Source organism: Parafrankia elaeagni (genome assembly GCF_000374165.1).
Lineage (GTDB): Bacteria > Actinomycetota > Actinomycetes > Frankiales > Frankiaceae > Parafrankia > Parafrankia elaeagni.
The window spans coordinates 25974-36992 of sequence record NZ_KB893755.1 but is presented as its reverse complement, the minus strand read 5'-3'; the positions used below and the strand labels follow the sequence as shown (position 1 = coordinate 36992).

At 69.8% G+C, this 11019-nt stretch carries 8 protein-coding genes; 5 read left to right on the top strand and 3 right to left on the bottom strand.

Going from position 1 to position 11019, the window contains the following annotated elements; translation table 11 throughout:
- Positions 1-293 precede the first annotated feature (293 nt).
- Positions 294-1112 carry a hypothetical protein gene (locus tag B207_RS0125140; protein ID WP_018639438.1) on the bottom strand — a complete coding sequence of 273 codons (819 nt, stop codon included), beginning with the start codon at positions 1110-1112 and terminating at the stop codon, positions 294-296.
- 1148 nt (positions 1113-2260) lie between these two features.
- Between B207_RS0125140 and B207_RS41915 the strand changes: the two genes are divergently transcribed.
- Together B207_RS41915 and B207_RS0125130 are read left to right on the top strand one after the other, a co-directional pair.
- Positions 2261-2767 carry a hypothetical protein gene (locus B207_RS41915; protein WP_230205213.1) on the top strand — a complete coding sequence of 169 codons (507 nt, stop codon included), beginning with the start codon at positions 2261-2263 and terminating at the stop codon, positions 2765-2767.
- 72 nt (positions 2768-2839) lie between these two features.
- Positions 2840-3859 (top strand): hypothetical protein, encoded by a 1020-nt coding sequence (locus B207_RS0125130; RefSeq protein ID WP_018639436.1) that lies wholly within the window; start codon positions 2840-2842, stop codon positions 3857-3859.
- 55 nt (positions 3860-3914) lie between these two features.
- On the opposite strand, the gene B207_RS0125125 is transcribed toward B207_RS0125130, so the two are convergent.
- Both B207_RS0125125 and B207_RS0125120 read right to left on the bottom strand, forming a co-directional pair.
- Complete coding sequence (locus B207_RS0125125; RefSeq protein WP_018639435.1) at positions 3915-4937, bottom strand: hypothetical protein; 1023 nt, start codon at positions 4935-4937, stop codon at positions 3915-3917.
- Positions 4928-5488, bottom strand: a complete 561-nt coding sequence (locus B207_RS0125120; RefSeq protein WP_018639434.1) for a hypothetical protein — start codon at positions 5486-5488, stop codon at positions 4928-4930. Before B207_RS0125120 ends, B207_RS0125125 begins: the two co-directional genes overlap by 10 nt.
- A 988-nt stretch (positions 5489-6476) precedes the next feature.
- On the opposite strand from B207_RS0125120, the gene B207_RS0125110 reads away from it, so the two are divergent.
- The 3 genes from B207_RS0125110 to B207_RS0125100 all read left to right on the top strand — a co-directional run bounded on the left by B207_RS0125110 (position 6477) and on the right by B207_RS0125100 (position 10988).
- Entirely contained in the window at positions 6477-6668 is a 192-nt protein-coding gene (locus tag B207_RS0125110; RefSeq protein WP_026311427.1) for an FxLD family lanthipeptide, read from the top strand.
- 79 nt (positions 6669-6747) lie between these two features.
- Positions 6748-9813 carry a lantibiotic dehydratase gene (locus tag B207_RS0125105; RefSeq protein WP_018639430.1) on the top strand — a complete coding sequence of 1022 codons (3066 nt, stop codon included), beginning with the start codon at positions 6748-6750 and terminating at the stop codon, positions 9811-9813.
- Positions 9810-10988, top strand: a complete 1179-nt coding sequence (locus B207_RS0125100) for a lanthionine synthetase C family protein (protein ID WP_018639429.1) — start codon at positions 9810-9812, stop codon at positions 10986-10988. The genes B207_RS0125105 and B207_RS0125100 overlap by 4 nt, the downstream gene beginning before the upstream one ends.
- The last annotated feature ends 31 nt before the right edge of the window (positions 10989-11019 follow it).

Here is an 11019-nt window from a genome sequence, read left to right as displayed (position 1 = left end):
AGATGAACTCGCTCGGCTACGACGTAGTCCTCACCAAACGGCCGGCACCGCCCACCGGCCCCGCGAGAGCTGCCTGACAAGGAACTGAACACAGCGTCACCCATGCCCGGGCCCAGCCCACGGCGGGCGTCAGCCCGCCCGCCAACGCCCCGCGCCCCAGGCAGTGGGTGACTCGGCGTGGCCCCGGCACCGACGCGCCCTGTCCCAGCGCGGTCACCACCTGGCCTTGCCCGTTCCAGCGTGGTCACCAGCGCCGTGGGCCCGTCACGACCACCAGTCACCTCATTTTCCCTCTAGTCGTCGGTGTGGTGTTCGTGGTGGGGTCGGTCGCGGTGGGTGAGGTTGCGGCGGATGTCGTCGCAGCGGTTGGTGAGTTCGCGTGCTTCCGCGAGTGCGGCGTCACGGGTTTTGATCACGGCGCGGCGTGACCCGTACTTGCCGCCGTAGGTCTGTTGGGCGACGGTGGCGAGCAGTCCGGCGCGTCCAAGATCTTCGGCTTGGCCTGCCAGGTGGAGGAGCTGGCGCAGGGTGGGGAAGTCGTGTCCGTCCTCCCATGCCATCGTGAAGATCACGTTGGAGAGTCCGGCGAGAAAGGTCACCGACGCCAGATGCTCGGCCTGCCGCCGGGCCGTATCGGGGTTACCGGCGTCGGGGGTGGTGCGACGGGGACGGTAGCCGTTGCGCTGGGCAGCGTCGTGGACCGCCCAGCGACGGATGACGGCACGGTTCACGACGGAGGTCTCGCCGTCCTGGGTCTGGTACTGCCACCCGTCGGGTTCCCGGGTGGCGACGTTCAGGGAGGCGACGGCGCAGTTCCGGATGATCGTCCCGAGCCGACGGGCGTAGATCAGCACCGCGTCCTGGGCGATGTCGTCGGACACGTCGTCGCTGCCGTAGGTGCCGAATCCGTCCCGGGCGATGGTGGCGCTGCCGTCGGCGCGCTTGCGGGAGCGGGATGCGTCGACCTTCCGGCAGTGGCAGTGTGCGTGGTCGACGATCGCGGTCCAGTCCGCTTCGGTGACACGCGCCATGTCCTCGGTCGTGGCGGACTGGGCGGGAACGATCGACGGAATGTCCCGGGAAAAGAATGAGGAAAAGAAGTCATGCGACATGGAGGACTCCACGTGAGTGGGGGATTTAGCGCCGCGCGCCGGGCGCAACGCGCCGATAGCTAATAATCCCTCCGCGTGCCCGAGAAATCAATGCCGCCGGGCGACTATTTCTAGGGTTTTCCGGGGGATCCAACAATCGCGTTTCCGCAGGCCAGGAACTCATTCCCGCGAGTCGGGAAACGATAGAGATGTGAGCCAAGAAAAGAACGGAAGCACGAATGGGCGAGTGGGGAGAAATGTAAAGGAAGGGTCGCGTGAGACATTCAAGTATTCGCGAAATTCTAGTCGAATGCGTCTATCTGAACGGCGGCTGGTGCCGTGGTTGGGACCCGTGGACCTGGAGCAGCCCGACTATCATCCAGGGCTCCTGGTAGCCCAGTCGGGCTGTTCTTGGGCAGTGCCAGCGGGCCCCTGACCTGCGCCCGCCCGCCCCAGGGGGTATCCCATCAATCGGGAAACCCTTATGCGCACCAGAGGGGATACCCCACGGGAAGGGGGCATGCCGATGCCGCGACCGGGCTCAGGCGGCGAACTACCTTCACGGCTGAAGGCAGGGCCAGCGGCTCGACCTGGGTAGCGCATCCGCTGGTCACGACCTTGTGGCCGCTCGCTGTGCGTCGCCTTGGCGGTGCCAGCATCCGACGCTGGCCCTGGGCGGACTTCAGTTCACCGTGAGCGGCATGGGGCTTGTGGCCAGCGCGGACACCGTCGCCGGCATTCCGCTGGGTATCGCCGCAGCGGCGGCGCAGGCGGGAAATTCGCACTCGGTGGCGCGGGTGATTTCCTTCGCGACCAGACCTTGATAGCTATGAGGGACGCTCGCGCGTCCGTGGCTGTTTACCTCTATAGAGGTCTCGCCGTGTCCGATCGCAACAGGTCGTTCGAAAACAGGAGAGCGATGGCGAGTGTGCATGATGCATCCAGGCATCCAGGTTCCTCCTACCGGCCTGTTTAGAATTGTTTCTGCATCGCCGGCATCGTCGTTGTCTGTGCGCCGTCAGTGATCTCGTCGAGCCTCCTGACGGACGAGCTCGGCAATTGTCGGTACGCCCTTCGTGCGCGGCGCGGGTCGCCACACGGCTGTCCACTGCGTCGTGCGGGCTCGACGGCCTGACCCGTGCGCATGGGTGATGGGATCATCTCCAGCTGTGACCACCGATCAGACTGCGGACGACGTCGCGGCAGCGCGGCGTCTGGCCAGCGAGGCGCACCACCTCGGGAGGGTTTCCGGTCGCCAGCCGTGGCGGGAGTTCGCGCGGTGGATTAGTCGCGGCCGGTACGGCCAGCGCCGCGGCCGGCCAGAGGTCCTCCGGTTGAGCACGCCGTGGCAGGACACCCCCTCGGCGGAGCGGGCCGGCTGGCGGGAGCGTGCGGCGAACCTGCACGGCGACGTCGCCTTCGCCGTCGACTACGAGGTATGCCGCCGCTGCCGCCTCGGCTGGGTCGAACAGCCCTTCACGCTGCCCCGCTACCAGCGCTGCGGCCTGGCCGCGGCCGGGCTCGCCGCGCTGCGCGCCGAACACCCTGGACTGTCCTGGCACACCCTCGGCGGGCACTTCCGCGATTCCGAGCCGTTCTGGACCGCCGCCGGTACCGGTGTTCCCGGCGGCTACCAGCAGCGCGATGTCTGCCCGCATGTCACCGTCGGCGGCTGACCGACCCGACAGACCGGGCTGCGGACCCGCCTGAAAGAATGATCCAAATCGGGTCTACTGCGGAGATCAGGGATGGACTGGACGCGGCGGCTTCCTGACGGAGTCCACATCGAGCGCCACGACGGACAAGGCTTCGTTCTCGGCGTCGCCCTGCCCGCGCACGAGGGCCTGCACATGCTCGTCTGCCCCGTCGAGGCCGACCACCGGTTCGCGGTCGAACTCACCTTCGCCGGAGCTGGCCAGCGCACATCCTCACAGGTGCACTGCGCCTACTGCGGCCACCAGGCCGGCGCGGACAGCTTCCTCAGCCCGCAGACCCGTCGGCGTCTTCAAGAAGCGGCCGAGGCCGTCGCCTACGAGAGGGCGGCTGACCAGCTGGCGACGATGCTCCGCGGCGTCGCGCGTCGCTCGCGCGGAACCCTGCAATATAAGCCCGCGTCCCGACCGGCCCCACGCAGGAGGATCTTCAGCTTCGACCAAGAAGCGACGCTGCGCACGATGACGTGCCGCGTGTGCCAGGAGACTACGGCCGTCTTCGGCATCGCACTGTTCTGCCCGACCTGCGGCCAGCGCGCCCCCGACGAGCAGTTCGCCGAGCTGGTCGGCGTGCAGCGCGCCGTCATCACCACCCTGGCGGATCTCCCCGACGGCCAGCGCGCCAGGCTGGAGGCAGCAGGCGGTCTCACCAGCATCTACGAATCGGCGATCAAAGACGTGTGCGCCGCGCTGGAGACGCTGCTCCGCGACGTCTTCCACCGCAATGTCCCGAACCCGGACGCGGTCCTGAAGACTGCCAAGCAGACCGGGAACGTCTTCCAACGCCTCGACGCCGCCGCCGCCCTCTACCGGGACCACCTCCACCGCGACCTGCCTGCCGCTCTCGGGGACAGCTGGACGACCCTGACCGAGGGCATGGCCGTCCGACACGTCCTGACCCACAACGCCGGCCTCGTCGACGACCGGTACCTCACACGCGTCCCGCGCACCGCCCAGACGATGGGCCAGCGGGTCCACGTCGGTCTCCGCCAGGTTCTCGACCTCCTCGACGCGGCCACCGCCCTCGGCACTCTGCTCGCACCGACGAACCCCTGACCACCATCACGTTCGTCGAGCCGGACACCGTGCGACGAACCGAGGCCGCGGGCGGTCAGCCGCCGCCAGTGCTGAGCGCGGGAATGGAGATCACGGCAACCGGGACGGTGGAGACGGTCGTGAGACCGTCGAACACCCCAGCCTGGCCACCGCCGGCCCAGGTGACGTTCCAGGTGACCGTCGCGGTCACGGTGAACACGCCGCCGGGCTGATCCTCGGAGACCGTCTGGTAGGTGTGCCCGCAGTCAGGCGACGACGCCTTCGGGTCACCGCCATCCGGGTAGGGGGTGCCGGGCCCGGTGCAGTGGACTTGGGCGCCGTCGCCCATCACCCAGTCAACCCCCGTCGGGGTCGCCGTCGCGGTGACCGACACGCCGCCGGAGGCGGCCGTAGCGGAGACCGGCCGCCAGCCGGCGGGGTCCAGCCACATCCAGGTCGGCAAGCGGATCAACTGCCGGCCGATCGGGCTCAACGCGATCGCCGGGCCTTGCAGCCGCAGCTGGCTGCGGGTCTGCTCCGCCAGCCCACCCACATCCGGCCCGCCTGCCACCGGCCCGCCCTGGCCGTCGGCTATCCATACCGGCGGCCGGTACAGAGCGTCCCGCACCCCGTCGGTCTGACACTGGTAGACGTACCAGGCACCCGGCCGACCGTCCGGCCCCGTCGCGACCGGCCGCGCGAGGAGCGGGCCGGACCGGTCGACTGCCGCCACCACCCGCAGACCGCCGCTGTCGGGGGCCACGCGGAACAGCACCGGCTGGATCGCCTCTGTGGTGGGCTGGAAGTCGCTGCGGACGTAGGAGCGGCGCGCGACATCCGCCGGGTCGAGCGCCACGTCACCCGGCGGGCGGGCCGACCCACCGCGCCCCGAGCCACCGCTCCCGCCATCCTGCGGTGGCGGCGCCTGCCCGCCAGGGGCTGCGGGCGCGAGGCCGTTGCCGCCCGCGGCCAGGTCGCAGCCCGGGATCGGATTCTGCGCACAGTCCGTGGTCGCGTAGCTGTCAGCGAACGCCGGCGCTCCCGCAGCAAGTAGTCCCAGTAGGCAGGTGCCGGTGAGGATGAGGCGTGTCAGCTGCATGAGCCCACCGGCTCGACAGCGAACCGGGTCACCTTCCACGACCCGTCCTGATGCAGCCGCACCTCGGACGTCACCGCCCGCCGCCCACCGGGCTCGTCGGTGAACGGCGCCCCGTCCGCACGGTGGCGCAGCCAGTTCGTGCTGTCGGAGCAGTCGAACACCATCACCGTCGTCGGCGCGTCAGCCGGCTCCACGGAGGTGACCTCCGGATGCAGCACGGGGGCGCCACGCGACACCAGCCCGTTGTAATGATCGGCATACAGGCCGCCGGAGACCGCCTGCAACGCATCCCCCGACGCGTACCGCGCCAGCTCGGGTGACTGCCAGTCCGAGGTATGACTCGCCTCGGCCATCGCCTCCCACAGACCGACATAGGCGGCCACCGCCCGCTGCCCGGCAGCATCAGCTGGTGACGTGGGCGACGGCGACACCGTCACCTGCGGCCCCGAGGATCGACCGAGCGACGTCGCCGGCCCAGGAGCCGGTTCGGCGCTGTCATCGGAGCTGCAGGAGACCACGAGCACGCCCGCGGCCAGCAACCCGACGGCCACCCCGCGGACCGGCCAGCGGCGACCGCGAGAGTCCGAACGAGGAGCCACCATGCCCACCTCGCAAACATCCGGCGCCGGTCCGTCACACCGATACGACGGACCGTCCCCTTCAGCCTGCCTTGCCGGACACGCGCCGGCCCGTTCCAACTTCCAAGTCGGAACGACACGCCAGCGCAATTTGACACATTCAAACCATAAGACGGCTAGTCATTTCGAACCGCCATCTAGCCCAGAAGAACCACAAGATCGCTGGCATGAATCGAATGCTGGGCATCTGCACGTTCCCGCTGGCACACCGCGAACGCAGCCTCTGCCCTGGCCGACCACGTAAGCAGCCCTGGCATCGGATGCCGTGGCCGTCCAGGCACAGGTTCCACCCATCGCGCAGACCGACGATCATCGGCGCGTACCTGTCGGATCGCCACCCCAGGACCATCACCTTCTCGACCAGCTCCTCGGGCTCCGCGTGCACGGCAGCGCGCTCTCCTGATCCGACTCGATAAGCCGCGGGCGCTGCCCTCGCCTTTAGGACTGGCGGCCGAAGGTCCCGACCGTCCGCGTCAGGATGAGCGGCCGGCCTGAGAGGCACCGCGGGTGCGCGTTCGGCCCGTTCTTGCGGTTCCCGGGCTCTGGGAACGCGCGCGCTGCCATGCCCGCCGCAGTGCGAACGGCGTCGTCGCCCCCACGACCGGGAACCTGATCGCTCCTGGGCGCCGGTAAACGGGGGCTCCCCTGGATCGCGAGGGTGACAGCCGGCGCGTGTGCCGCGATGGGGCCCTAACGATTCGTGGCTCACGAACATTTCGGCGTCGATCTCCGGTCTTTCGCCGAACGAGGAGGGCTCGCGGACGCTGTTATCGCAGGTCAAGCGCCACCCGGAGCGCGAAGCCAAAGATTCTGGCTGGTGGGAATGGTTCACCGGCCGGGACGGAGCATCGTTACGGCGCGCCCTCGGGGCGTTGCCCTACTTCCTCCTTCGAAGGGGTTGATGACCATGACGCTTGGTGGTTCCGCGAGTGCGGTTCTGGAGCGGACCGAGGCGACACCGCTCGGCCTGCGGGACGAGTTCCAGCTCGATGTGCAGGTGACGGTCGAGGCGGCGCCCGGATACACGATCCGGGCGTGCGACACGAGCGACACCTGTGGTTCGACCTGCGCCTCGGCGTGCGCCAGCGACTGACCCGGTGACGGCTGCGGCGCCGGCTCGCCGGTCGCGCCCGCTCGGCGAGCCGGCGACCGCAGCGTGAGACGGAGGTGTGATGGTCAACGTGGAGGTGCCGCTGTACCGCCATGCTGGCGGTGCGATGCTGCGGGCGGCGGTCCTTCCGCTGTCCCAGCAGCCGGAGGACTGGCCGACGTTGTCCGATCAGGACTCGTGCCGGTCGTGGCTATGCGCCGTATGGGCGCTGCCCGGGTTTGCCGAGGCGATCCGCTACGCGAGCGGATCATTCGCCGCTCAGGTCGAAGCTGTTCTCGACGACCAGGCTGCGGGCGGCAAGCAGGTTCGACGGGTGACGTTGGCAGTCGTCCGCTACCTGCTGCGTTCTCTGGGACGGCCGACTCCGTTCGGCTTGTTCGCCGGTGTCGCCGGGGTCCGTATCGGCGAGGACGTACGTGTGTACTGGGGATCGGCCCACCGGCTGGTCTTGCGGGCGGACACGCTGTGGTTGGACGACGTTGTCGAGCGGCTGGAGATGCTGCCCGACCTGCTCGCCCATCTGGACGTCCTGGCCTGCGACCTGTTGGTCGAACGCGGCGACCGGATCGAGATGCCTCGCGGCCCAGGACGGGTGACAGTGCGCAACACGGCGGTGATGCGTCTCGTCCGTGACCTGGCGGCCAAGCCGATCCCGTTCCACCTTCTGCTCGACCAGGTCGCCCTCGCGTTTCCTGCCGCCCCTGCCCCGGCTGTCCGCCGTGTGCTCGGTGACCTGGTCGCCCAAGGCATCCTGATTACGGGTCTTCGTGCGCCTATGACAGAGACGGACCCGCTGGCGCATGTGGCTGCGGTGGTCGAGCGTGCCATGGTCGGCGACGGTGAGGCGACGGCCGCCATGCTGGGCGAGCTCCGTGCCACCCAGCAGCTGATCCGGGCACACAACGACGACCACGTCGAGCCGGGCGCGCAGGCACGGCTACGGGAGGAGGCGTCGGAACGGATGCGTCGCCTGTCGCCGGCCGGCCGGACATCACTGGCTGGCGACCTACATCTCGACTGCGACATCGCTGTCCCCGCCGACGTCGCCGACGAGATGGCCCAGGCGGTGGGTGCCTTGCTGCGGCTCACGCGCCAGCCGCGTCCGGACCAGGGGTGGAACGACTGGTGCCGCGAGTTCTGGGACCGCTACGGCACGGGAGCGCTGGTCCCGGTCCTGGACGCGGTGCATCCCGATACGGGCATCGGCTGGCCGGCTGGCTTCCCGGGAAGCATGCTGGCCGAACCCGAGGACACGGTCAGCCAGCGCGATCAGGAGCTGTTGCGCCTGGCCTGGGAGACGGTCACGGCCGGACATCACGAACTCGTGCTGACCGACTCCCTCATCGCCGCGATCACAGCGGACAGGCCGGTGGACCCACGGTGGATTCCGCCGCACGTCGAGCTGGGCGCCCGTGTCCACGCCGCCAGCGTCGAGGCGCTGGCGGCGGGGGACTACACGTTCGGCGTTCATCCTGCGTGGGCGTTCGGCACGCTCACCTGCCGGTTCGGCTCCGCCGTGGGCCGTGCCGGACTGGACACCGTCTTCGCCGCCGCGCCGGCGGCTGTCGAGGGCGCGCTGCCGGTTCAGATGTCGTTCCCGCCGCTGTTTCCGCATTCGGAGAACGTCTCCCGGGTTCCCCGTTGGCTGTCCCGGGTGCTGCCGGTCGGTGAGCACCGGGCGGACGAGTCGACCGTGATCCGCCTGGACGATCTCGGGATCGTCGCGGTGGCCGACGGGCTGCACCTGGTCAGCATCTCGCGGCGCCAGGTCGTGGAACCGCAGGTCTTCCACGCGCTCGCGTTGCGCAAGCAGGCGCCGCCGCTGGCGCGGTTCCTTGCCACGCTGACCCGGGGCTTTCTCGCCCGTTTCACCGAGTTCGACTGGGGTCCGCTGGCCGCCTGCCTGCCCTACACGCCTCGGGTGCGTTACCGGCGCGCGATCCTGTCACCCGCGACGTGGCGGATCAGCACTGCGGACCACACCGCGCTACGCGCCGATGGTCACTCCTGGGAGGATGCCTTCGCCCGGTGGCGGCAGCGCGGGGCCTACCCGGACATCGTGGAGCTGCATGACGACCACCGGTCACTGCGCCTGGACCTCACCGTGGACGCGCACCTGGCGATCCTGCGTGAGCATCTGGACAAACACGGCCGCGCGACGCTGACCGAGACCGACTCCGTCGAGGACACGGGATGGATCGGCGGCCACGTCCACGAGGTCGTCCTGCCGTTCGTCCGCGCGGTACCGGCGGCGCCGAACCTCGTCACCGGCAACCTGCCGGTCGTGACCAGCGCGAACGCCGCGCATCGGCCGGCCTCGCCACATGGCTCCTGGCTCTACGCGCAGATCTTCACCCATCCCGAACGCCTCGACGACATCCTCCGCACGCACCTGCCCCGGCTACGTGACCTGCTCGACGGAGACCGGCCGTACTGGTTCGCCCGCTACCGCAGCGTCCGGGAAACCGACCACCTGCGGCTGCGGATCCGCACGGCCAGCCCCGAGGAGTACACTGCGGTGGCCTGTGCGGTCGGCCAGTGGGGGCAGCAGCTCTGCGACGCGGGTGCGGCGTCCCGGCTGACCCTGGCGACCTACCATCCCGAGATCGGCCGTTACGGCAGCGGGGCCGCGATGGATGCCGCCGAAGCGGTGTTCGCGGCCGACTCGCACGCGGTCGCGACCGCACTCCAGCTCCCGACGCCACTCGCAGTCCATCCGATGGCACTCACGGCCGTCGGCATGGTGGACATCGCCGACGGTTTCCACGCCGACCCCGTCCACGCGAACGCCTGGCTTCTGACGCATCTCGCCACCAAAGCCGGGCCCGGCGCGGATCGGACCGTCACCGAGCAGGTCACCCGCTGGGCAGCCCGAAGGACCCTGCCGGGCGGCACCTCCCTGCCCGCCGCCCTCGCCCAGACGTGGCAGGCCCGCCGGGAAGCGTTGACCCGCTATCGGCTCGCGCTCCCCGGTAACGCCGACGCCGATCAGGTTCTGTCCGCGCTCCTGCACATGCACCACAACCGCGCCAGGCTCATCGATCGTGCCGACGAGGCCATCTGCCGGCGTCTTGCCCGGCAGATCACCCTCACCCGACGCGCGCGCACCACGGCGGACAGCCCGTGACCACGCTGCCCCGCATCCCTGCCGAATCGGCGCGCTGGGCCCAGTCCCTCGGCGACGGAGCACCAGGGATCGCACTGGCGTATATCGCTCGTGCCCGCGCCGGCCTCGACGGCTGGGAACCGGTGCACCGCCTCGCGACGGCGATGACACGAAGCCCGCTCAACGCCCATCCGGACACCGCCAGCCTGTACCAGGGCGCACCGGCCGTCGCCTACACCCTGCACACCGCCGGCCACCGGGCCTACGACGCCGTGCTCGCCACCCTCGACGACGCTATCGCCACCGTCATCCGACACCGTCTGGAGGCCGCCCACCGCCGCATCGATCACGGGCAGATGCCCTACGCCGGCGAGTACGACCTGATCAACGGACTCACCGGCTTCGGCGCACTCCTCTTACACCGCGACCGCGAAAGCGCTCTTCTCCGGGACGTGCTCGCGTACCTGGTGCGACTCACGCGACCCATCCGTGTCGACGGCCGGGACCTGCCCGGCTGGTGGGCGACGGGCAGCCCCGACCGCCGCGCCTCCGCCCGATGGAACGCCGGCCACGCCGGCTTCGGCATGGCCCACGGCATCGCCGGACCGCTGGCGCTCCTGGCCATCGCCAAGCGACGGGGCATCGCCATGGCGGGACACGTCGACGCGCTCCACACCATCATCGCGTGGCTCGACCAGTGGCGCAGAGGGCAGAGGAGGACAGGCTGGTGGCCCGAGGTGATCGACCACAACGAGCTGCGTACCGGCAGTGCAACCTCCCCGGGGCCGCCTCGACCGTCCTGGTGCTACGGCAGTCCCGGAATCGCCCGAGCCGAACACCTCGCGGCCCTCGCCCTCGGTGACCAACAAAGAGCCTTCGATGCGGTCGAGACCCTCATCGGATATCTCACCGACGACCACCAGCTCGCGCAGCTCACCGACGCGGGTCTCTGCCACGGCTGGGCCGGCCTCCTCCTGACCGCCCACCGGGCCACGGCCGACACCAGCACCGGCGAACTCTCCGCCGCCCTGCACGCCGCCGAAACACACAGGCACCAGTACCTCCGCGGCAACAGCGACCCTACCCCCGCGGGTTTCTTAGACGGCGCGGCCGGCATCGCACTCGCCCACGCTGCCCTGAAGATCACATCCGATCTGACGCTGCCAGACTGGGACCACTGCCTGTTGATCAACTAGCAGTTGGTCACCCGACCGAGGCCGCTGTCAC